General features: G+C 67.3%; 22 protein-coding genes. 7 read left to right on the top strand and 15 right to left on the bottom strand.

Translation table 11 applies throughout. The features are described 5' to 3' along the window. Positions 1–29 precede the first annotated feature (29 nt). On the top strand, positions 30–956 hold the full coding sequence (locus HU772_RS15065; protein WP_186659761.1) for a LysR family transcriptional regulator: 927 nt from the start codon (positions 30–32) through the stop codon (positions 954–956). Here HU772_RS15065 and gspF read toward each other — a convergent pair. Genes gspF through gspG form a run of 7 tightly spaced genes read right to left on the bottom strand, consistent with a single transcriptional unit; the run spans position 937 to position 8,769 of the window. Then, complete coding sequence (gspF, locus tag HU772_RS15070; protein WP_186659759.1) at positions 937–2,142, bottom strand: type II secretion system inner membrane protein GspF; 1,206 nt, start codon at positions 2,140–2,142, stop codon at positions 937–939. The genes HU772_RS15065 and gspF overlap by 20 nt on opposite strands. Continuing rightward, a complete protein-coding gene (gene gspE, locus HU772_RS15075) occupies positions 2,142–3,563 on the bottom strand; it encodes a type II secretion system ATPase GspE (RefSeq protein ID WP_186659757.1) in 1,422 nt (473 codons plus the stop codon). Before gspE ends, gspF begins: the two co-directional genes overlap by 1 nt. Continuing rightward, positions 3,560–5,941, bottom strand: a complete 2,382-nt coding sequence (gene gspD / locus HU772_RS15080; RefSeq protein ID WP_186659755.1) for a type II secretion system secretin GspD — start codon at positions 5,939–5,941, stop codon at positions 3,560–3,562. The genes gspE and gspD overlap by 4 nt, the downstream gene beginning before the upstream one ends. After that, complete coding sequence (locus HU772_RS15085; RefSeq protein WP_186659753.1) at positions 5,938–6,459, bottom strand: type II secretion system protein M; 522 nt, start codon at positions 6,457–6,459, stop codon at positions 5,938–5,940. Before HU772_RS15085 ends, gspD begins: the two co-directional genes overlap by 4 nt. Beyond that, positions 6,449–7,369 (bottom strand): GspL/Epsl periplasmic domain-containing protein, encoded by a 921-nt coding sequence (locus HU772_RS15090; RefSeq protein WP_186659752.1) that lies wholly within the window; start codon positions 7,367–7,369, stop codon positions 6,449–6,451. Before HU772_RS15090 ends, HU772_RS15085 begins: the two co-directional genes overlap by 11 nt. Next, positions 7,366–8,298 carry a type II secretion system minor pseudopilin GspK gene (gene gspK, locus HU772_RS15095; protein ID WP_264082537.1) on the bottom strand — a complete coding sequence of 311 codons (933 nt, stop codon included), beginning with the start codon at positions 8,296–8,298 and terminating at the stop codon, positions 7,366–7,368. Before gspK ends, HU772_RS15090 begins: the two co-directional genes overlap by 4 nt. 24 nt (positions 8,299–8,322) lie before the next feature. Continuing rightward, complete coding sequence (gene gspG / locus HU772_RS15100; protein WP_186659748.1) at positions 8,323–8,769, bottom strand: type II secretion system major pseudopilin GspG; 447 nt, start codon at positions 8,767–8,769, stop codon at positions 8,323–8,325. A 147-nt stretch (positions 8,770–8,916) separates the two neighbouring features. Here gspG and gspI point away from each other — a divergent pair, with 147 nt between their 5' ends. Next, positions 8,917–9,294 (top strand): type II secretion system minor pseudopilin GspI, encoded by a 378-nt coding sequence (gspI, locus tag HU772_RS15105; RefSeq protein WP_437182443.1) that lies wholly within the window; start codon positions 8,917–8,919, stop codon positions 9,292–9,294. 37 nt (positions 9,295–9,331) lie between these two features. On the opposite strand, the gene HU772_RS15110 is transcribed toward gspI, so the two are convergent. Continuing rightward, entirely contained in the window at positions 9,332–10,336 is a 1,005-nt protein-coding gene (locus tag HU772_RS15110; protein WP_186659744.1) for a bile acid:sodium symporter family protein, read from the bottom strand. 153 nt (positions 10,337–10,489) lie between these two features. On the opposite strand from HU772_RS15110, the gene ampC reads away from it, so the two are divergent. The 3 genes from ampC to HU772_RS15125 all read left to right on the top strand — a co-directional run bounded on the left by ampC (position 10,490) and on the right by HU772_RS15125 (position 12,894). Next, positions 10,490–11,629, top strand: coding sequence for a class C beta-lactamase (gene ampC, locus HU772_RS15115; RefSeq protein WP_186659742.1), 1,140 nt, complete (start codon positions 10,490–10,492; stop codon positions 11,627–11,629). A 1-nt stretch (position 11,630) separates the two neighbouring features. Continuing rightward, complete coding sequence (locus tag HU772_RS15120; RefSeq protein WP_186659740.1) at positions 11,631–12,254, top strand: glutathione S-transferase family protein; 624 nt, start codon at positions 11,631–11,633, stop codon at positions 12,252–12,254. 307 nt (positions 12,255–12,561) lie between these two features. Then, the gene (locus HU772_RS15125) at positions 12,562–12,894 is read left to right on the top strand and encodes a hypothetical protein (RefSeq protein WP_186659738.1); all 333 of its coding nucleotides are present in this window, start codon (positions 12,562–12,564) and stop codon (positions 12,892–12,894) included. Between the two features lie 138 nt (positions 12,895–13,032). Here HU772_RS15125 and HU772_RS15130 read toward each other — a convergent pair whose 3' ends face one another. From HU772_RS15130 to HU772_RS15140, 3 genes are all read right to left on the bottom strand, one after another. After that, the gene (locus HU772_RS15130; RefSeq protein ID WP_186659735.1) at positions 13,033–13,338 is read right to left on the bottom strand and encodes a hypothetical protein; all 306 of its coding nucleotides are present in this window, start codon (positions 13,336–13,338) and stop codon (positions 13,033–13,035) included. 222 nt (positions 13,339–13,560) lie between these two features. Then, positions 13,561–13,749, bottom strand: coding sequence for a hypothetical protein (locus tag HU772_RS15135; protein WP_186659733.1), 189 nt, complete (start codon positions 13,747–13,749; stop codon positions 13,561–13,563). Positions 13,750–13,887: 138 nt separating this feature from the next. Continuing rightward, positions 13,888–14,208 (bottom strand): YbjQ family protein, encoded by a 321-nt coding sequence (locus HU772_RS15140; RefSeq protein ID WP_134693982.1) that lies wholly within the window; start codon positions 14,206–14,208, stop codon positions 13,888–13,890. A 134-nt stretch (positions 14,209–14,342) separates the two neighbouring features. On the opposite strand from HU772_RS15140, the gene HU772_RS15145 reads away from it, so the two are divergent. Continuing rightward, positions 14,343–15,776: an MFS transporter gene (locus HU772_RS15145; protein ID WP_186659731.1), complete on the top strand. Its 1,434-nt coding sequence runs from the start codon at positions 14,343–14,345 to the stop codon at positions 15,774–15,776. Next, the gene (locus tag HU772_RS15150) at positions 15,773–16,513 is read left to right on the top strand and encodes a class I SAM-dependent methyltransferase (protein ID WP_186659728.1); all 741 of its coding nucleotides are present in this window, start codon (positions 15,773–15,775) and stop codon (positions 16,511–16,513) included. The genes HU772_RS15145 and HU772_RS15150 overlap by 4 nt, the downstream gene beginning before the upstream one ends. Positions 16,514–16,540: 27 nt before the next feature. Here the strand turns inward: HU772_RS15150 and HU772_RS15155 are convergent, their stop codons facing one another. From HU772_RS15155 to HU772_RS15170, 4 genes are all read right to left on the bottom strand, one after another. Next, entirely contained in the window at positions 16,541–17,068 is a 528-nt protein-coding gene (locus HU772_RS15155) for a GNAT family N-acetyltransferase (protein WP_202885382.1), read from the bottom strand. Then, complete coding sequence (locus HU772_RS15160) at positions 17,065–17,745, bottom strand: pyridoxine/pyridoxamine 5'-phosphate oxidase (protein ID WP_202885381.1); 681 nt, start codon at positions 17,743–17,745, stop codon at positions 17,065–17,067. Before HU772_RS15160 ends, HU772_RS15155 begins: the two co-directional genes overlap by 4 nt. A gap of 105 nt (positions 17,746–17,850) precedes the next feature. Next, positions 17,851–18,765, bottom strand: coding sequence for a bifunctional diaminohydroxyphosphoribosylaminopyrimidine deaminase/5-amino-6-(5-phosphoribosylamino)uracil reductase RibD (ribD, locus tag HU772_RS15165; RefSeq protein WP_186659726.1), 915 nt, complete (start codon positions 18,763–18,765; stop codon positions 17,851–17,853). Next, positions 18,762–19,421 (bottom strand): SAM-dependent methyltransferase, encoded by a 660-nt coding sequence (locus HU772_RS15170; RefSeq protein WP_186659724.1) that lies wholly within the window; start codon positions 19,419–19,421, stop codon positions 18,762–18,764. The genes ribD and HU772_RS15170 overlap by 4 nt, the downstream gene beginning before the upstream one ends. Positions 19,422–19,425 lie beyond the last annotated feature (4 nt).

Consider the following 19,425-nt stretch of genomic DNA (forward strand, 5'->3'; position numbering starts at 1 on the left):
CGAAAGCGCTTATTTCTTCGATCCAGAATATGAATATCGCCAACAAAGACCTCAACCTGCTGCACCTGTTCCAGGTGCTCTACGAAGAGCGCAGCGCCTCCCGCGCCGCGCAACGCCTGGCGCTCAGCCAACCGGCCCTGAGCCACAAGTTGAACAAGCTGCGCCATCAATTCGACGACCCACTGTTCGTCCGCGCGCCACGCGGCCTCACCCCCACCCCTCGGGCCCATGAGCTGGCGCCGCAAGTCCAGCAACTGGTCGAGCAGTTGCAGGCCTTCTACAGGCGCTGCGACGGCGAGGACTTCCTCTCCCGTCCCGCCCAGCTGCACTTGTACAGCACCGACTACCTGGAACAGACCCTGCTGCCCAGCCTGCTGCCGATCCTGCGCAGCCAGGCGCCGAACCTTACCTTGATCACCCACAACACCCGCGGCGAGCTGCCCCGCGAGGCACTGGAAAAAGGCACCTGCGACCTGGCCATCGCCGGTTTCTACAACGACCTGCCCGACACCTTTCATCAGCAGCGCCTGCTCAGCGAGGACTTCGTGGTCCTCGCCGCGCAGGACAACCCACAGCTGGCAAACGGCATGGACCTGCGCGCGTTCCTCGCCTGCCAACACCTGCTGACCACCCTCACGGGCGACCTCGATGGCCGCGTCGATCGAGCCCTGCGCGCCCTGGGCAAAACGCGCCGGGTGGTCGCCGGGCTGTCCAGCTTCATCGCCCCCACCCGCCTGGTGCGCGGCACCGACCTGCTGTTGACCTGCCTGCGCAGCCTGGCCGAAGAAGCGGTGGCCCGCGACCCCGCGTTGGTGATCCACGCCCTGCCGCTGGATCTGCCACGGGTCGAGGTCATGCAGATCTGGCACGAACGGACCCACGTCGACCCATTGCGTCGCTGGTTCCGCCAGCAGGTGTGGTCGGTGGCGACGCAGGTCACTGCACCAACTGGTTGATCTCGATGATCGGCATCAGCACGGCCATGACGATCAGCAGCACCACGCCGCCCATCACCACGATCATCAGTGGCTCGAGCAACGCGGTCATGCCCATGGCCCGGCGCTCGATGTCCTTGGCCAGGCTATCGGCGGCGCGGTCGAGCATTGGCGGCAGGTTGCCGGTTTTCTCGCCACTGGCGATCAGGTGGATGAGCAGCGGCGGAAAGACCTTCTCCACCGCCAGCGCCGAGGCCAGCCCCGCGCCCTCGCGCACCCGCGCGGTGGCTTGGCTGACGCACTGGTCCAGGCGGTCGTTGCCCAAGGTCTGGCGCGCCGCTTCCAAGGCGCGCAGCAAGGGCACCCCGGCGCTGCCGAGGATCGCCAGGGTGGAGGCGAAACGCGCGGTATTGAGCCCCAGCACGAAACGCCCAAGCAACGGCAAGCGCAGGATCCGCCCATGCCAGGCCAGGCGCGCCGCCGGCGCGCGCAAATAGACACGCCAGCCCCACAAGGCCACTGCCATGACGGCGAAACACAACACCCCCCACTCGCGCACGAAGTCACTGGCGCTGAGCATGGCCAGGGTCAGCCCGGGCAAGTCCTGGCGCGCTTGCGTAAACGCGCTGACCACCTGCGGCACCACATAGCTGAGCAAAAAGATCACGATGCCCACCGACACCAGGCCGACTACGGCGGGGTAGATGAACGCGGTGAGGATCTTGCCGCGCAGGGTGTTGCGCTCCTCGATGTAGTCGGCCAGGCGCTCCATCACCTGGGCCAGGTCGCCGGACTCCTCGCCTGCCGCCACCAGGGCCCGGTAGATATCCGGAAAATCCCGTGGCCGCTCGGCCAGGGCATCGGCCAGGCGCATGCCGCTGCGCACATCGCCACGCACGGCGCCGAGCACCTGGGCGATATGCTTGCGCTCGGCCTGCTCCAAGGTCGCCCCCAGCGCCGCCTCCAGCGGCAGGCCTGCGGCCAGCAGGCTGGCCAACTGGCGGGTGGCCCAGGCCAGGTCGCCATCGGAAAGCTTCGGGCTGAACAACGCACCGCCCTGCCCGGGCGCGGCCTGGGCCTCCACCTGCAAGGCGGTCAGCCCCAACGCCCGCAACTGCGCCAGCGCAGCACCAGGCGTGTCGGCCTCGAGCAGGCCATTGACCAGGCGGCCCTGGGCGTCGGCGGCTTCATAGCGATAGCGATTCATCAGGCGTCCCGTGTCACGCGCAGGATTTCTTCCAGGCAGGTGCTGCCGTCATCGACCCAGCGCTGGCCATCCTCGCGCATGCTGCGCATGCCGTTGCGCCGGGCGGCGGCACGCAGGGCCTGCTCGTCGGCCCCCTGGTGCACCAGGCTGCGCACCTCGTCGTCGACGCAGAACAACTCATGGATGCCAGTGCGGCCGCTGTAGCCGCAATGGTTGCACTGCGCGCAGCCCACGGCGCGGTATTGCCCGGGCATGGCCGGATCAGGCGCGCGGCAATGCGGGCACAGCCGCCGAACCAGGCGCTGGGCCAGGACCCCCAACAACGCCGAGGCCAGCAGGAACGGCTCGACGCCCATGTCGATCAGGCGGTTGACCGCCGACACCGCGTCGTTGGTGTGCAGGGTAGCCAGCACCAGGTGTCCGGTCAGCGAGGCCTGCACGGCGATCTGCGCGGTCTCCAGGTCACGGATTTCGCCAATCATGATCACGTCCGGGTCTTGGCGCAAAATGGCCCGCAAGGCCACGGCGAAGCTCATCTCGATGCGCGCGTTGACCTGGATCTGGCTGATCCCCGGCAGGTCGTATTCCACCGGGTCTTCGACGGTGAGGATATTGCTGACGCTGGCATCCAGCCGCGCCAAGGCGGCATACAGGCTGGTGGTCTTGCCCGAGCCGGTGGGGCCGGTGACCAGCACGATGCCGTGAGGCTGACGGATCAACTGGTCGAGCCGCGCCAGCACGCCGGCGTCCATGCCCAGTGCCTCCAGGCGCAAACGCCCGGCCTGTTTGTCGAGCAGGCGCATCACCACGCGCTCGCCGTGGCCGGTGGGCACCGTGGACACGCGGATATCGATCGGCCGCCCGGCCACGCGCAAGGCGATACGACCATCCTGGGGCAGGCGTTTCTCGGCGATGTCCAACTGCGCCATGATCTTGATCCGCGACACCAGCGCGCCGTGCAACGCCTTGCGCGGCGAGACCACGTCGCGCAGGGTGCCGTCAACGCGGTAGCGCACCAGGCAATGGCTCTCGAACGGCTCGATATGGATATCGCTGGCCTGGTCGCGCGCGGCCTGGGTGAGCAAGGCGTTGATCATGCGGATCACCGGCGCGTCGTCCTGGGCTTCGAGCAGGTCGGTGACTTCCGGGATGTCCTGCAACAAGCGGTCGAGATCGACCTCGTTCTCGGCGGCGCCGACCACCGCCGCGGCGCTGCCGGTGTCGGCATAGGCGCTGACCAGCAGGGCATCCATCTGCGCGTCGCTCAGCGCCTCGAGCCGCACCTGGCCATGTCGCCTGCGCACTTCGGCCACCGCCCAGGCCGGGCTCGACGGGCAGCGCGACAACAACGCCTGCGCCTCGCCGTCGGCCTGCAACACCAGGCGCTGGGCCTTGGCCCAGGCATAGGGCAGCCGGCTCACCGGGCAACCTCGTCCACCGGCACCGCGCGGATCGACGCCCGCGGCGCGCGCAGCGCCGCCGGTTGCGCCCGGCCCTGGTCCGGCACGCCTTGCTCCACCGGCGGCAACAAGGGCATGTCCATGTCGGGCAGGGCCCAGGAGTGCTCGGGCTTGAGATTGCCCTGGGCGCGCCGGATGAAGTCGTAGCGGTTGAGGGTGATGCTGCGCCCGACACCGGCATCACGCACGATGTACGGGCGCAGGAAGACCATCAGGTTGGTTTTGTTGCTGGCCCGGCGCTCGTTGCGAAACAGCGCGCCGACCCCTGGCAGCCCGGACAGCCAGGGGATGCCTTCGTTGCTCTGGGTATAGCCATCCTGCAACAGGCCGCCGAGCACCATGATCTGGCCGTCGTCGAGCAGGATGCTGGTGTCGATGGCGCGCTTGTTGGTCACCGTGCCGGCGGCGCTGGAGGCCCGCGCATCGACGCTGCTGACCTCCTGGTAGACATCCAGCTTGACCGTGCCGCCCTCGGAGATTTGCGGGCGCACGTTCAGGCGCAGGCCGACTTCCTCGCGCTGGATGGTCTGGAACGGGTTGTTGCTGTTGCCGCCACCATCGGTGACGTACTGGCCACTGACGAACGGGATGGTCTGGCCGACGAAGATGCTCGCCGCCTCGTTGTCCAGGGTCAGCAGGTTCGGGGTCGAGAGCACGTTGCTGCCGCCCTTGCTCTTGAGCGCGTGGGCCAACACCTTGAGGTCCAGCACTTCACCGATACCGGGGATCTTCACCGTGCCGTCGACCACCCCCACCGACAGGCCCTTGGGCAGCACATCGATGCTGGTGGCGCCCTTGGTCAGGCCGCTGCCGCCCAGGTTGGCGCCGCCGAACACCCCGTTCTTGCCCAGGTTGCCAGCCTGCCACTGGATGCCGAATTCATTGGCATCGTCCTCGCCGACCTCAACGATCAGGCTCTCCACCACCACCTGGGCGCGGCGCTGGTCGAGCTGGTCGATCACCTCGCGCAAGCTGCGGTACAGCGGCTCAGGCGCGGAGATCAGCAAGGTGTTGGTGGTCTTGTCGGCCTGGATGGTCGCGCCGCCCGCGGAAAACGCCGTGCCCTGCTCGCCCTGGGCCAGGCCGTTGCCATAGCCGTTGGGCGTGCTGCCGGCGCCCAGGCCATTGTTGCCCTGGGCCAGGCTGCCAGTGGCGTTGCGGCTGGCGCCGTTCTGCGGCGTGCTGGCATTGCCGCTGGCGCTATTGCCATTGCCATTGCCAGCGCCGAGCATGCCGCCACCGCTGAGCATCGCCCGGGTACCATCGCTGGCGGCGCTGTCGCTTTCGCCGGTGAGCAATCCACGCAGGCTTTGCGCCAGCTTGTCGGCCTGGGCGTTGCGCAGGTACACCACGTGCAGGTTGCCGGTGCTGTTCTGTGCGTTATCGAGCTTGTAGATCAGATCGCGGGCCAACTGGGTCCGCTCGGGGCTGCCGGAGCGGATCACCACGCTGTTCGAGCGCGGGTCGCCGAGCACGCTGATCTTCTGCGTCGGGTCACTGCCCTGGCTGTCGAGCAGCTCGTTGACCATGCTGGCGATATCGCTGGCAATGCCGTTCTGGATCGCCACCACATCGGTGTCGATGGCACTGGGGATATCGACCCGATCGAGAATCTGCGCCACCCGCTCGAGGTTCTCGGCGTAGTCGGTGACGACCAGGGTGTTGTTACCCGGGTAGGCGTTGATCGGGTTGTCGGGCGAGACGATCGGGCGCAGTACCGGGATCAGGTTGACGGCATTTTCGTACTGCAGGCGGAAGGTGCGGGTGAGCATGCCGTTGCCGGCCTCGCGATCGCCGCTCACCAACGCGCCGCCGAGCAACTTGGCGTCGGCCTGGGGCACCACCTGGGCCACGCCGCCGACGTCGACCACACTGAAGCCCTGCATGCGCAAGGCCGCCAGCAGCATGCTGTAGGCCTTGGCCGCCGGCACCTCGCCTTCGGAGACCAGGGTCAGTTGGCCCTTGACCCGCGGGTCGACCAGGAACTGCCGGCCCGTGGCGCGGGCCAGGCCACGCACCACGGCCTGGATATCGGCGTCGACGAAATTCAGTTGCACGGGCTGGTCGCCCAAAGGGTTGGCCTGGGCGGGCATGGGCGTTGCGTGACTGTGTCGCGAACCGACCCGTGCCGGCACCTGGCGCGGCGCCGGACGGGCGCTGGGGCGGGCCTGGCTTTGATGGTCCAGGGCTGTCGGCGTGCCGCCGAGCACGGCCAGCGGCCTGCCCAGCTCGCTGCTGGCCAGGGGCGTGTGCGCGGCTGGCGGGGAGGTGCAGGCGGCAAGCGCCAGGACCAGCGCCAAGGGCGCGAACGGCAGCAGCCGGGAGTGAAGGCAGGTCATGAAGGGTCCTTAGCGCCAGGCGCCTGATCCATGCGAAGAGTTCCGGAAAATGTCACCGGGCTGCCGGGTGGGCCGTCCGCGTCACGGCGCAGCGTCAGTTGACCGATGCTCAGCCCGAGGCGCGACGGTACCTGCTGCATCCAGGCCACGGCGGCTTCAGCCGGGGCGTGCTGCCAGCCCAGTTGCCAACTACCGCCGCTGCCGTCGAGCCGCGACAGGTCCTGCAATCCCGCCTGCGCCAGGCTGTCGCGCAGGACTTGCTCGAGACTGTCGACAGCGGCGGCCGGATGCTGGCCCAGCAAAGCATCGAGGGCCTGCGCCTGGCTGCGCAGCTTGGGGGTTTCGACCTCCCAGTGGGCGATCTGGGCCAAAGCGGGGGCAATCAGCAGCTGCCAGCCAAACAGCGCACCGAGCAAACCGCCGGCCAGGGCAATGGCGCGCCGCTCCCGAGGGGCCAAGGCCTGCCAGCGCTGGCGTCCCTGCGCCCGCGCGGCGCTCAGGCGCGCCTTAATCGGCATGGGCCAGCGCCTCTTGCTGCTGGCCGGCCACGCGCAGCGTCCAACCCTGAGCATCGACGCCCGCCTCGATGCCCCGCGCCGCCAGGTCGGCTTGCCAGCTACTGTCAGCCGGAGCCTTGCCGCCGTCGGCCAAGGGGCTGATGCGCAGCACGCCTTCTTCGAAGTTCATCGCCGCCACGTTGCCAACCAGAAACGGCATGCTCTGCCCGGCAGCGTCGAGCAGTGCCGCCAATCCCGAGGCAGCGGCCCCCTGCCCGCCCTGCAACTGCTGACGGGCCTGCTGCAACGGATTGAGCACCACCGGCAATTGCGGAAATGCCTGGCGCACCTGGCTGACCATGCGCGTGCGCAGCTGTTCGCCCGTGCTGGCCAGGTGCGCGGCGTACAGGTTCAGGCCCAGGCACCAGATCGTTGCCGCCACGCCCCAGATCGCCAACACCGGCCGCCAGCCAAACGCCTTGGTCGGCCCACGCAAACCCGCCGCCAGGTTCGGCGCCGGCAAATCCTCGGCAGGCTGGGCGAACACACCCTCCAGGCGCACCCGCTCGGCCTGCAACCAGGCCTGCAGCCGCGCCAACTCGGGCTGCCCCAGCCAGGCCACGGCGACCTGCCCATCGGGCTGGCGCGGACCATGGGCTATATGCACTTGCCCGGCATCCCCCAGCACCAGCCCCTGGACCGCGCAACGCACCGCCGCCTCCAGGCGTTTGCCACTGAGCGGCGGCAGCGCGAGCGCCAGGGCCAGGCTGTCGTTTTCATGCAAGTGCAGGCGCCACACCGAACCCTTGGCCTGGACGGCCAGTTGCCCACGCGTCGCCTGCCCCCGGCGCTCGCCCTGGCGGTAGTCGAGCAACGCCTGCGCCGTCAGCTCGGAAAGCGGCGGCAGTTGTATGTCCAGCGACGTTCTCATGCGCCCACCCGTGTCCAGATCACATCCGCCAACTGCCCTTCGCGCTGACGCAACAGCGCCTGCATTGGCAACGCGCGAGCGCCCAGGCGGGCCTGGCCATGCAGGCGGAACCAATCGCTGTTGATGCCCACCCGCACGTTGGCCGTGGCCAACTGCGGCATGCGCAGGCGGTTGACGAAATCACCGCGGTTGATGAACCAGCGCCCGGCGTCGCGTTCGGCCACCAGCGCGGCGGCCTGCTGCAGCGACAGCCCCGGCACCTGGGCGGCCAGCACTTCGGCGCTGGCGGTGTTGCCATTGACCCAGGTCAGCGCCGGCAGCACGGTGACGAAACGCTGCAGGCGCCGCAGGGTCTGGCCGTCCATGCCCTTGAGCGCGGCCAGGCCGTCCAGGTTGCGCAGCATCGGGCGCTTGGCCGGCAAGGGCTGCGCGGCCACCGTCGGCGAGGTCAGGCGACCGCTGTCGAAACCTGGGGGAACCTTGCCCACGCTTTCTGCTGGGCGCCGTGGGTAGCTGTCGAGCACCTGATCGGCAATGGCCATGGCCAGGCGCGTGTCGACGCCGATCAATCCGCACAAGCGCTGGAAGGTAGCCAACGCCTCGCTATCGAGCTGGCCATCGACCACCAGGTTGCGCAGGTTGAACTTGCCCTGCTCGTCTTCCAGCCGCCCATCGAACTGCACGCTACCCGAGGGCAGGCCGAGGATCGGCCGTGCCCACGGTTGCCCACCGCGCACCAGCGGGTCGTGCAGGCGCTGTTCGAGCAGCACCTGGCGGCTGAGCTGCAAGCCGCCTTCCAACGCCCATTGCCCCTGCAATGCCAGTTGGCGATTCTCCAGCTGCCGGGTGAGCCCCCCCTGGCGCTCGATCATGCCAGCGGCGATCACCGCCACCACCGCGGCAATCAGCAAGGCGCTGATCACAGCCATGCCCTCTTCGCGCGCCATGGCCGGTCACAACTGCCACGAGCCGATATCGGCATTCACCCCTTCGCCGCCCGCCTGGCCGTCGGCGCCGAGGGAGAACACATCGACTTCGCCGTTGGCCCCCGGGTTCAGGTATTGGTAGGGGCGGCCCCATGGGTCGTTGGGCAGGCGCTCGAGGTAGGCGCGCCACTGGCCGTCCTTGGCCTGGGCCGGTTTTTCCACCAGCACCTTCAGGCCCTGGTTCTGGTTCGGGTAGCCGCCGTTGTCCAACCGATAGAGCTTGAGCGCCTGCATCAGCCCGGCGATGTCCTGGCGCGCCGCCGTGGCACGGGCCTGGTCCGGCCGGTCGAGCACCTTGGGCACCACCATCGCCGCGAGGATCCCGAGGATCACCACCACCACCATGATCTCGATCAGAGTGAAGCCCTGTTGGCGGAAACGGCGGCCTGTGGCGCTGCGGCGGGCGATCTGCATCTCGGCATTCCTTGCGTGAGTTCGAATCGGGGGCCGAGTGTGGCAGGCAGGTATGTCACGGATATTGAAAAAGCTCGGGAGTGCGCGTCGCCAAACGGTCATCGCGCGGCTCTAGAGTGCCCCTTTGCCTTGGAGCGAGTCGATGCCGTGCAGCGCCAGGAAGGCTTTACCTTGATCGAAGTGCTGGTGGCGCTGACCATCGTCGCCGTGGCCATGGCCGCCGCCGTGCGCGCCACCGGGCTGATGACCCAGGGCAATGGCCTGCTGCGCGACAAGGCGCTGGCCTTGCTGGCGGCCCAGGGGCGGTTGGCCGAGTTGCGCCTGGAGGCCAGCGCCAAACCCGGCGTCAGGCAGTTCGAATGTGATCAAGGGCGCCTGCGCCTGCGCTGCGAGCAGCGCATCGCCCAGACGCAGGGTGGGCTGCTGGAGGTGTCGCTACAGGTGTTCGATCGCCAGCGCGAAGGGCCGGCGCTGGCGCGGTTGCAGACATTGATTGCCGTGGGGTTGCCGGGTATCCGGCGATAGTCTTGCAGCACCCCCTGCAAAGCCCCGGTGCACGGATTCAGGATGGCGCCGACACCCGCTCATCTTCCTCCACCCGAGCCGCATAGCGCTGCGCCAGCACCGCGCAGACCATCAGCTGGATCTGGTGGAACAGCATCAATGGTAGGATCATCGCGCCGATGCCACCACCGACGAACAGCACCTGGGCCATCGGCACGCCGGTGGCCAGGCTCTTCTTGGAGCCGGCGAACAGGATGGTGATGCGGTCCTCGACATTGAAGCCAAGCACGCGCCCGAGCAAGCGCGTGCCCAGCAGCACCACTGTGAGCAAGATCCCGCACACGGCGAACAACCCGGCCAGGTGCTGCGCCGACACGGTGTGCCACAGGCCGGTCACCACCGCCTCGCTGAACGCGGTGTACACCACCAGCAGGATCGAGCCCTGGTCCACGACCTTGAGCCAGCGCGCATTGCGCTTGACCCAGGCGCCGATCCAGCGGCGGGCGAGCTGCCCGGCGACGAAGGGCACCAGCAGTTGCAGGGTGATCTTGAGCACCGCGTCCAACCCCGAACCCGTGTCGCCAGAGGCGCCCAGCAACAGCATCACCAACAGCGGCGTGAGGAAGATCCCCAGCAGGCTCGAAGCGGCCGCGCTGCAGATCGCCGCCGGCACGTTGCCGCGCGCCAACGAGGTGAAGGCGATGGCCGACTGCACCGTGGCCGGCAAGGCGCACAGGTAGAGCACGCCCAGATACAGCTCGTTGCCCACCAGCGGCACGAACAGCGGCTTGAATGCCAGGCCCAGCAACGGGAACAGCACGAAGGTGCAGGCAAATACCAGCAGGTGCAGGCGCCAATGGCCAGCGCCGGCGATGATCGCCTCGCGCGACAACTTGGCGCCATGCAGGAAGAACAGCAGGCCGATGGCCAGGTTGGTCAACCAGCCGAACAGCACCGCCCCCTCGCCGGAACAGGGCAGCACGGTGGCGATGAACACCACGGCAAGCAGGGCCAGGGTGAAATTGTCGAACAGCATGCGCAAGTACTTCATCAGAGGTTCCATCTTGTCTTTATGCAAGCCAGGACGATAAGGTCTGGGTCTTTGCGCCGCTAACGCCGGAACCCCCGGCAGTGTCGCCCAACGGACACCCCAGCCCTCGCCTGGCGGGACTCAAGTACTGAGCCCCCAAGACTGATGACAAGGAACGCCCCGACCATGATCCGCTCCACCCCCTGGCTGCTGGCCAGCGCCCTGACCCTCGCCGCGTCGCCGCTGCTGGCCGATGACCTGCAAACCACCGTCGATGGTGTGATCGAGCCGCTGATGCGCGAGCAACACATCGCCGGCATGGCCGTGGCGATCCATGCCAACGGCCAGTCGCATTACTTCAGCTATGGCTGGGCGAGCAAGGCCGACAAGCAGGCCGTGACCCGCGACACGCTGTTCGAGGTCGGCTCGGTGAGCAAGACCTACACCGCCACCCTCGCCGCCCTGGCCAGCGCCGAAGGCAAGCTCGACCTCAATGCCCCGGCCAGCCGCTACCAGCCGGCCCTGGCCCAGGCCGCGATCGGCAAGGCCAGCGTGCTGCAACTCGGCGCCTACAGTGGCGATTGCCTGCCGTTGCAATTTCCGGATGCCGTGCAAACCCCCGAACAGACCCTGGCCTGGTTCCAGCACTGGCAACGCCGCTTCGAGCCCGGCAGCTACCGCTGCTACTCGAACCCCAGCCTGGGCCTGTTCGGCGACCTGGCCGCCCGTGCCCAGCAGCGGCCATTCGCCGAGCTGATGACCCAGGGGCTGCTGCCGCGCCTGGGCCTCAAGCACACTTACCTGGAGGTGCCTGCCAACGCACGCGGCCTGTACGCCCAGGGCTACGACGCCAACGACAAGCCGGTGCGGGTCAACCCGGGCCCCTATGCCGACCAGGCCTACGGCATCAAGACCAGCGCCAGCGACCTGCTGCGCTACGTGCAGTTGCAACTGCAGCCGGACACGCTGGACCCGGCCCTGCGCAAAGCCATCGGCATTACCCAGTCCGGCTATTTCCAGGTCGGCCCGATGACCCAGGGCCTGGGCTGGGAGCGCTACCCATACCCGGTCGCGCTCGACACCCTGCTCGAATACAACGGCGCCAAGATCATCCGTGGGGAAAACCCGATTCGCGCGCTGCAACCGCCGCTGCCCGCCGAACCCGCCGCCTGGTACAACAAGACCGGCGCCACCGGTGGCTTTGGCGCCTATGTGGCGTTCGTGCCCGCCAAGCAGATGGGCATCGTGCTGCTGGCCAACCGCAACTACCCCAACGAAGAGCGCGTGCGCGCCGCACAGCGCATCCTGTCCAGCCTGGAGCAATGACATGCTGAAGATCCTTGGCAAGGCGTCCTCGATCAACGTGCGCAAGGTGCTGTGGACCTGCGCGGAACTGGACCTTGCGTTCCAGCGCGAAGACTGGGGCAGCGGCTTTCGCGCCACCGACACCCCGGAGTTCCTGGCGTTGAACCCCAACGCCATGGTGCCGGTGATCGTCGATGGCGACTTCGTGCTGTGGGAGTCCAATACCATCCTGCGCTACCTGGTCAACCAGCATGGCGGGCAGCACCTCTACCCCAGCGCCCCCCGCGCACGCGCCGCGGTGGACCAGTGGCTGGACTGGCAGGCCACCGACCTCAACGATGCTTGGCGCTACCCGTTCATGTCGTTGGTGCGCCAATCCCCCGCGCACCAGGACCCCGCCCTGCTGGCTGCCGCCAGCGACCAGTGGACAGCCCGGATGCGCCTGCTCGAACAGCGCCTCCAGGCGACTGGCGCCTATGTCGCCGGCAGCGATTTCAGCCTGGCCGACGTGGCCATCGGCCTGTCGCTCAACCGTTGGCGGCGCACGCCACTGGAGCATCCGGAACTGCCGGCACTGGAGGCCTACCATGCGCGACTGCGCCTGCGCCCAGGCTACCTGGAGCACGGCGACAACGGCCTGGCCTGACAGAACCCGCTGGATTGTCCGACAAGATGTAGTGACAAAAAATAATCACTACAAAACGGTTGACGCCCTTCCCGCGCCTTGTGCATGATGAGGCCGTCTCCCCGATCGGGAGCGGTGGCAAGGGTGTTCCAGACGGCCTGCGCGGTAACGCAGGTCGTCCGTGGAGAGGGAAACTGCCCAGAAGGCAGCGTGAGAAAGCCCCTGTTGCGATGCTGCTGTAGCAGCCTTGGTTAGCGCGCTACATGGTGTGGCGCCGAATGTGAACTTCAGTCGAACTTCACCAACGAATGAGAGTAATGGGGGCTTTATGATGAACTTGAACAACAATCCAACCATCGACCAATTGGCTCAGCTGTTCGCCGCGCGCAAGGACAGCCTCGACGACCACCTGCTGTGGGTCAGCCAAACCGGCGAAGTCCGTCTGGACCGCCTGCCGCCGAACACGGTCGAAGCCGAATTCGAATCGCACATGCCCAGCATGCGCGCCCGCTTCAAGGTCTACCGCCGTGGCCAGGGCTACGTCGGCAAGAAGGCCGCCGCCGACACCTCCTTCGTCGGCCGCGTGCTCCAGACCCTGCAACAAGAATGGCCTACCGCCCGTGAGCGGCAGGCAATCAAGGTGATCGATACGCTGAACTGAGCCCGCCTCAGCCAGACAGGCACCGCTTTTGAGCCCGGCCCTACAAAGGCCGGGCTTTTTCATGGGCGGATTTTTCCCCACGGACGGCGCATCGCGGGCACGCCTCGCGTAGCCGGCGAACCCGGCAGCGCGCCACACTCAGGCCCGCAGACGCGGTACCGCCTCCCCAGGCAGCGGCAAGGCGCCCGTGGCCATCGCCCGGGCGCGGTCGACACCCCAGACCAACGCCCGGGTCATGGTTTCGCCGGGGCGCGCGGGGTAGTACTCCTCGAGCAAGGCCTTGCCGCCCTGGGCATACACGCCCACAAACAACTGCGTGGCCCCCAGCCGGGAAAGCCGCACCTGCACATCGATGCTGGTGCCGTCGCTCAACTCCTCGTCATGGCTGCGGCTGTGCAACTGCGCATCGGCCCACTGCCAGTAGGTCTCTTCCCTGATTCGCATTGAAGTCAATACTCCGAGTCTGAAATGCCGCGCAAGAAAAGCACAGTCGCAGGCCCCCGGCGAGGGTGCCGCGCCGATACCATGAGCAGGATCAAGAAATGCGGGGAAAAGCGCGCCGTTGGGCGGCTAGCCTGAATGCAATCGCGGGGCGGGCCCGCCCCCACAGGCCGCCGTGTGGCGGCTGTGGGGCGGATCCGCCCCGCGATGAAGATTAAGGTCGGCTCACTTTTTCGAAGGCACCCGCGGCATGAACCGCCCCTTCTTGGCCCGCTGCAGATGGGCCGGCTGCAATTGCGCCGACTCGTCCAGGGTCATGTTGGCAAAGCCCAGGCGCAAGGCCGCTTGGCCGCAACGCACCTGGCTGTTGATCGGAAACGCATCGTTCAGGTCTTCGAAATAGGATTCGCTCATGCCCTGTCTCCCTCCAATGGCGACCGTGCCGGCAAGCAATGCGCTTGCCTAGTGAAGCGGCGGTCCGTTGAAGTGAGACTAGCCGGTCATTTGCAGACTAGCCGGACAAAACAACCATGGCCGACCAATGGCATCCGCTTACTTCAGGCGCACCGCCGTGCCGGTAGCGAACACCACGACCATGCCCCCTTGCACCGACGGCATGCTGATCTCGAAGTCCACGCCCAGCACGGCATCGGCTTGCAACTGCCGTGCCCGGGCCATGAGTTCCTCGGTGGCCTGCTCGCGGGCCAGCTTCAACGCGCTTTCCAGGGTCTGCGAGCGGCCGCCGAAGAAGTCGCGAAAACGTGCGAAGAAATCGCGCACGAAGTTGATCCCCTGCACCGATTCGGCGCTGACCACGCCGAGGTACTCGGCGACAGGGCGGCCTTCGAGCTGGCTGGTGGTGCTGATGATCATGGGGTGGTACTCCTGAAACGAACAAAAGAGGCGATCCTAGCAAATTCATCCGCCGGGTAATTACACAAGTTCTTGCTTGAATATTACTGATCCGCCTCCTAGACTCCCTGCGCAGGATCACGCAAGGAGCCTTCATGACCGCCCTCCCCGAACAACCGCCGGCGCGCTGGAGCGAACTGCTCAGCGGCGGCAATACCCTGCGCTCGATCGCCCTGGCCGGTGGCGTGGCCCTGCATGCCATCAATGTGTATATCGTCACCACGCTGCTACCCACGGTGATCGACGAAATCGGCGGGCTGGCCTTCTATGCCTGGAACACCACGCTGTTCGTGGTAGCCTCGATCATCGGCTCCACGCTGTCCACGCGCCTGCTAGCCCGGGTCGGCCCACGCGTCGCCTACCTGCTGGCGCTGCTGGTGTTCGCCGCAGGCTCGATACTCTGTGCCCAGGCCAGCAGCATGCCGATGCTGCTGGTGGGACGCAGCGTGCAGGGCCTGGGCGGCGGCATCCTGTTCGCCCTCAGCTATGCCTTGATCCACCTGGTGTTCGAACAGCGCCTGTGGCCGCGGGCCATGGCCTTGGTCTCGGCCATGTGGGGCGTGGCCACCCTCTGCGGCCCGGCCGTGGGCGGCGTATTCGCCGAAGGGGGGCACTGGCGCTGGGCCTTCTGGTCGTTGCTACCGGTCACGGCGCTGCTGGCGCTGATCGTCTGCCTGCGCCTGCCCGGGCGCCAGGCGCGGGACGACAACGGGGCGCGCCCGGCCTATGGGCTGATTGCCTGCCTGGTCGCCTCGGTACTGGCAATCTGCGCGGCAAGCCTGTCCGAAGTGCTCTGGATCAACCTGGCCGGCATAGTCACCGGCCTGGCGATCGCCGCACTGATCGCCCGCCTCGACCCACGCGCCCACCATCACCTGCTGCCCAGCGGCGCCTACAGCCTGGGGCAACCGATGGGCGCGCTGTTCGCCATCATGTGCCTGCTGGTGGCGGCCATCACCACCGAGATCTACGTCCCCTATTTCCTTCAGCGCATCCATGGTTTCGGCCCACTGGCGGCCGGCTACCTGACCGCGGTGATGGCCGCCGGCTGGACGCTCGGCGCCCTGACCAGCGCCGGGCGCGACCGCAATGGCGGTGCCCGGCAGATCCGCCTTGGCCCGCTGGTGGTGACCGTGGCGCTGTTGGCCCTGGCATTGCTCACACCGCAACCGGCCTGGCTGGCCCAAGCCCCCGGCCTGGCGTTGTATGCCGTGGCCCTGGCCGGTGTCGGCCTGGGCATCGGCCTGGGCTGGCCGCACCTGCTCACCCGGGTGTTGCAAGCCGCGCGCCCCGGCGAGGAAAACCTCGCCTCGGCATCGATCACCACCGTGCAGCTCTACGCCACCGCCCTGGCCGCCGCCTTGGCCGGATTGGTCAGCAACAGCGCCGGATTGGTCGAGCCAGGTGGCGTCGACGGCGCGCGCCAGGCCGCGGCCTGGCTGTTCGCCCTGTTCGCCTGCGCGCCGTTGCTGGCGATTCCCCTGGCCCTGCGCATCACTCGCCCTTCAGCCCGCAAGGAACAGCCATGAAAGAATCGAAGGAAGTCTACGAGCGCATCAGCGATCAATTCGAAGACTTCACCAGCCATGCCAGCCAGCGTGGCGTCGAGGTCGATACCGTCCGCTACATGGTCCACGACTTGCTCGGCGGCGTGGTCGGCAACCAGGTCCTCGACCTGGCCTGCGGCCACGGTTTTTTCAGTCGCAGGCTCAAGGACTGGGGCGCGGCGCGGGTGCATGGCGTGGATATCTCGCCCAGCATGATCCACCAGGCTCGCCAGGCCAACGACGGCATCGCCTATGAAGTGCGCGACGTCGCGCAGATGGGCGAGATCGGCCAGTTCGACAAGGTCACCGCCGCCTGGCTGTTCAACTATGCCGGTAGCGTCGAGGAACTGCGGCGCATGTTCCAGTCCGTCGCGCTCAACCTCAAGCCCGACGGGCAACTGATCGCCTACACCGCCAACCCCACGTTCGACCTGGCCCGGGGCAATTTCACCGAATACGGCATCCGCGTCATGGACGAGCAGCCGGTGGAAGGAGGTTTTCGTTGCCAGGGCCAGTTCATGAGCACACCGCCCGCGGACTTCACCTACTACCGCTGGCACAAGTCGGTGTACGAACAGGCCGCCCACGACGCGGGCCTGCGCAACGTACGCTGGATCGCCCCGCTGATCAGCGGGATTCGCAAGAAGGCACACCCAGCGGGGTATTGGGACCTGTTCGAGCAAAACAGCCTGCAAATCGGCCTGATCTGCAGCCGCTGAGTCGAATAATGCCGCCTGCGGGCAGGTTCACAGGCTGCGCGCCAACAACTGGCCTGGCCAGCCTTCGACCTCGAAGGTGCTGACGCGCGCATAGCCGCAGGATTCATAGAAACGTACCAACGCGCCCGAGCCGCCAGCGTAGCAATCGACACGCAGGCGTCCGACACCTGCCATCCTGGCTTGTTCATCGGCGAACGCCATCAAGTGCTTGCCAACGCCTCGCGCGGCGGGATCGCGTGAGGCAACCAGCAACCGCACATAGATTTCCGCTTCCGTCGCAGGCGGCACGTAGGGCATGGCCTCGCCCAGCACCAAGGCCGCGCGAAGGGCACCCGCCGGCGTCTGCACGACCCAGGCACCCGGCAGCGCACACGCCTCGGTCACCCGCTCGATGCGCCGTGGCTGGGTCGACCAGGGCTCTGTTCCCCACTGCCCAGGGTTGCCCATTTCACGGAACCAGGCGATGACTTCATCGAACAGGCCCAGTAGCGCTGGCGCATCCGCCTCGCTGGCACGGCGCAGGACCAGGCCATCCATTGGCCAGGCGCCCATCATGGCCACAACCGGGTCGCGCTCCAGCCGCCCCCTTCCGATGTCGCGGTATAGCGCCAACGTTTGTGATTGCGGTCAGTGGCCCCCTGCCAGAACTCCACGACCGTCGGCGCGACGGCATAGACCTGCCAACCGGGCTCCACATGACCAGGGTGATCCTCAAGAAAAGCCTGAACCTCGGCAAGACGCCGCGCCAGCGACTGGGGATCCTCCATGATCTCGCTTTGCCTGGAGGCCATGGCACTGGCGCGAGAACCGACGGGACGCCCCAGAAAATCCTCGGCGCACTCCTGCGCTGACAGTGCCCCGGCTTCGCCGCGCAGGCGGATCTGCCGCCCCAGCGCAGGCCAGTAGAAGGTAAGCGATACCTTGGGCTGATGTTCGATTTGCCTGACCTTCGGGCTTTCACGCTTGACCGCGAAATGCCACCCACGCGCATCGACATTCTTCAGGATCAACACCCGCGCATCAGGCCAGCCCTGTTCATCGACGGTCGAAAGCGTCATTGCATGGGGCTCGCGCACACCCGCGGCCAACGCGGCATCCAACCACAGCGCGAAGGCCTCCTGGGGCGTGGCCGGCATGGCCGACAGATCAAGGTCGGGTAGCGGTGCCTTGAGCGATGGAATCTGCCTCAGCATTTCTTTGATCGGCAATGCGTCCGGGGTGGTGTGGAGCATGATGCGTCAACCTCCTGCAGTCAGGGCGTAAACCACCACCCTACCATCGAACCGGCCCGCCTTCCCACGCCTGCGCAGAAGCCGACGCGGCAAGCTGCCCAACGTTCAGACCCTCACCAGCCACTCATCCACCAGCCCCTGGCGCGCCAAGGCCTCGCACCACGCCGGCTCGGCCTCGACCTGCACCTCGTTGCAGTCCAGTTCGTGCAGCACCTGCAACACCCGCGACGCACCGAACTCATCGAGCATGCGGCAACGAACCCGGGCAAAGCGCCCGTCAGCCATCGCCCGCCCGTCATGCAACACCAGGGTCGGCGCACGACCGTCGAGCACCTCGGCCGACGCTGGACACTCGAGCCTCTGGTCTACCACCACGCGCATTGGCGCCACTGGCGTGGCACGTTGCGCCGACACCGGCGCCAGCAGTGACGTGTCGCACGCCTTGACCCATTCGCAGGTGGTCAGCAAGGCCGATGCCCGCCCCCGCCAGTGGGCCAGTGGTGCTTGCTCATCGCAATGACTGAGCATCGCGCCGTCGCCCAGCGTGCCGATCGCCAACGCGTCGGGCCGCAATACCCGTACCCAGGGGCGCTGGCGCTCGATACGCGAGAAGAACCCGCGATTGAGCGCCCGCGCCTCCGGGCACGGCAATACTTCGACGACGATGCCGGCCTGGCGCAGGCGTTCGCCACCGCCGCACTGGGAGGCATCGGCGCTGGCGCTGACCACCCGGCGCACCCCCGCGGCCACCAACGCATCGGCGCAGGGCGGCGTGCGCCCATGCCGGCCACACGGCTCGAGGGTGACATAGGCGGTGGCGCCACGCGCCGCTTCCCCGGCCTCGCGCAACGCGTGTACCTCGGCATGGGCTTCGCCGGCACGTTGATGCCATCCACGCCCCACCACCCGGCCATCGTTGACGATCACGCAACCCACCCGTGGATTGGGCATGCTGCTGAACAAGCCCTGGCAGGCAAGCGCCAGGGCCATGTCCAGGTAGTGGTGGTCGATCACGCTCACGTGCGGACCAGCGCCAGCAAGTAGCGAGCCTCGCCATGCTGGCGCTCGATCACCTCCAGCCCCTGCCAGGCAAAACCATGGGCCTCGAGGGTCTGGCGGATGCCATTGTCGGTGAAGAAGTAGCCCTGGCGCTGATTGTCCATTTCACGCCAGCCGGGCTCGGGCTGGACATCATCGACGCCGAACACGTTCAGCCCCACCAGCGCGCCAGGGCGCAACAGACGGCGCACATGGGCCAGGTACGCCGCCCATTCATCCGGGTGCTGGTGGTGGAAGCAACCGTTGTCCAGGGCCGCGTCGTACTGCGTGCCCGGCGCCGGTTGCCAGTCCTGCACCGCTTGCTGCACCAGGTTCAGGCGATCGCCCCAGCGCTTGCGCAGCAGCGGCCAGCTGGAGTTCTCGACGATATCCAGGCCGGTCACCCGGTGCCCGGCGAGGATGAAGGTGGACGCATCGCGCCCACGCCCCACGCCGAGGTCGAGCACATGCTGGTCGGCGCGTGGGTCCAGGCGCTCGAGAAACGCCTGAGCCGCCTGGATCATGCCAACATCCCACGACCATTCGTCCTCGCCATGGCTGTAGCGGTGCACGAACGAGGTGTCGAGGGCCTTGCGGTAGTCGCCCTGGGCCATGAAGCCCTGTGCTTGCTTGCTCATCGCA

This window comes from Pseudomonas xantholysinigenes (genome assembly GCF_014268885.2).
GTDB lineage: Bacteria > Pseudomonadota > Gammaproteobacteria > Pseudomonadales > Pseudomonadaceae > Aquipseudomonas > Aquipseudomonas xantholysinigenes.

Bases quoted from the DNA above. Each gene is read 5' to 3' on its own strand.
- HU772_RS15065 (WP_186659761.1), top strand. From the start codon at position 30: ATGAATATCGCCAACAAAGACCTCAACCTGCTGCACCTGTTCCAGGTG.
- gspF (WP_186659759.1), bottom strand. From the start codon at position 2,142: ATGAATCGCTATCGCTATGAAGCCGCCGACGCCCAGGGCCGCCTGGTC.
- gspD (WP_186659755.1), bottom strand. From the start codon at position 5,941: ATGACCTGCCTTCACTCCCGGCTGCTGCCGTTCGCGCCCTTGGCGCTG.
- HU772_RS15085 (WP_186659753.1), bottom strand. From the start codon at position 6,459: ATGCCGATTAAGGCGCGCCTGAGCGCCGCGCGGGCGCAGGGACGCCAG.
- HU772_RS15090 (WP_186659752.1), bottom strand. From the start codon at position 7,369: ATGAGAACGTCGCTGGACATACAACTGCCGCCGCTTTCCGAGCTGACG.
- gspK (WP_264082537.1), bottom strand. From the start codon at position 8,298: ATGGCTGTGATCAGCGCCTTGCTGATTGCCGCGGTGGTGGCGGTGATC.
- gspG (WP_186659748.1), bottom strand. From the start codon at position 8,769: ATGCAGATCGCCCGCCGCAGCGCCACAGGCCGCCGTTTCCGCCAACAG.
- HU772_RS15110 (WP_186659744.1), bottom strand. From the start codon at position 10,336: ATGGAACCTCTGATGAAGTACTTGCGCATGCTGTTCGACAATTTCACC.
- ampC (WP_186659742.1), top strand. From the start codon at position 10,490: ATGATCCGCTCCACCCCCTGGCTGCTGGCCAGCGCCCTGACCCTCGCC.
- HU772_RS15120 (WP_186659740.1), top strand. From the start codon at position 11,631: ATGCTGAAGATCCTTGGCAAGGCGTCCTCGATCAACGTGCGCAAGGTG.
- HU772_RS15125 (WP_186659738.1), top strand. From the start codon at position 12,562: ATGATGAACTTGAACAACAATCCAACCATCGACCAATTGGCTCAGCTG.
- HU772_RS15130 (WP_186659735.1), bottom strand. From the start codon at position 13,338: ATGCGAATCAGGGAAGAGACCTACTGGCAGTGGGCCGATGCGCAGTTG.
- HU772_RS15135 (WP_186659733.1), bottom strand. From the start codon at position 13,749: ATGAGCGAATCCTATTTCGAAGACCTGAACGATGCGTTTCCGATCAAC.
- HU772_RS15140 (WP_134693982.1), bottom strand. From the start codon at position 14,208: ATGATCATCAGCACCACCAGCCAGCTCGAAGGCCGCCCTGTCGCCGAG.
- HU772_RS15145 (WP_186659731.1), top strand. From the start codon at position 14,343: ATGACCGCCCTCCCCGAACAACCGCCGGCGCGCTGGAGCGAACTGCTC.
- HU772_RS15150 (WP_186659728.1), top strand. From the start codon at position 15,773: ATGAAAGAATCGAAGGAAGTCTACGAGCGCATCAGCGATCAATTCGAA.
- HU772_RS15155 (WP_202885382.1), bottom strand. From the start codon at position 17,068: ATGATGGGCGCCTGGCCAATGGATGGCCTGGTCCTGCGCCGTGCCAGC.
- HU772_RS15160 (WP_202885381.1), bottom strand. From the start codon at position 17,745: ATGCTCCACACCACCCCGGACGCATTGCCGATCAAAGAAATGCTGAGG.
- HU772_RS15170 (WP_186659724.1), bottom strand. From the start codon at position 19,421: ATGAGCAAGCAAGCACAGGGCTTCATGGCCCAGGGCGACTACCGCAAG.